Here is a 763-nt window from a genome sequence, read left to right as displayed (position 1 = left end):
GTGGGAGAAGGGACCGTAAGCTCTCCGAGCGTAGCAACCGATGAAAAGGGTAATGCCTCGGTTACCTTTACCGCCGGTAATGAACCTGGTCTTGTTACTGTGCGAGGTACAGTTATTAGCCGCATTCCAACTCCGGAGGAAGTGAATGCGGCTAAGGGCGCGGTGTTCCTGTTCGGTCTTTCCGAAGACCCGGGCCGCCTGGATGTCGTCGAGTGGATGGTTAAACCCGGCGACGAGGTGTCAGAGGGCCAGGGGCTTGTGACCCTTGAAGACAGGTCTGATATCCTTTATACTGTAGTCGCTCCCAGGGATGGAGTTGTATCGACATTCATTGCTGAGGAGCGAGACAGGGTCTATTACGGCGATACGCTGGGGTACATATTGGAGATAGCCGAGTAAGTTCAATGTTTAACGTTCAACGGGGTCATTGCGAACCGTAACTGGGTGAAGCAATCCCGGTAAACATGAGATCGCTTCGGCACAGGTAGTTGCCTCGCGATGACAGAAATAAGGTCTTATTTGGATCTTGGATTTTGGATTGGAGGGTGTAATCATGAAAAAGCGCTATATCGCACCGAAAATGGTCGGCAGTTCTTCAGTTCACCCCTGTTAAGATCGGAGAACCCCGAAATCTGAAAATTGTTACAGAGGCGTATGCCGCCGTAGCCGGTTGGAAAAAGAGCCCTTTGCGGGCTCTTTTTACTTCGCCCGACGTGGTTCGCGAAGACAAACCGGGATCGCGTCGCGCGGGCAGGTTCCTTTC

At 52.4% G+C, this 763-nt stretch carries 1 protein-coding gene; it reads left to right on the top strand.

Features of this window, described 5'->3' with window-relative positions:
• On the top strand, positions 1-399 hold a 399-nt coding region (locus tag P1S59_13870), incomplete at its 5' end, for a hypothetical protein (GenBank protein ID MDF1527323.1).
• Positions 400-763: the final 364 nt, after the last annotated feature.

This window comes from bacterium, from assembly GCA_029210965.1.
Lineage (GTDB): Bacteria > BMS3Abin14 > BMS3Abin14 > BMS3Abin14 > BMS3Abin14 > JALHUC01.
Note: the sequence above shows the minus strand (reverse complement) of the source record. Positions and strands in the feature narration are given on the sequence as shown.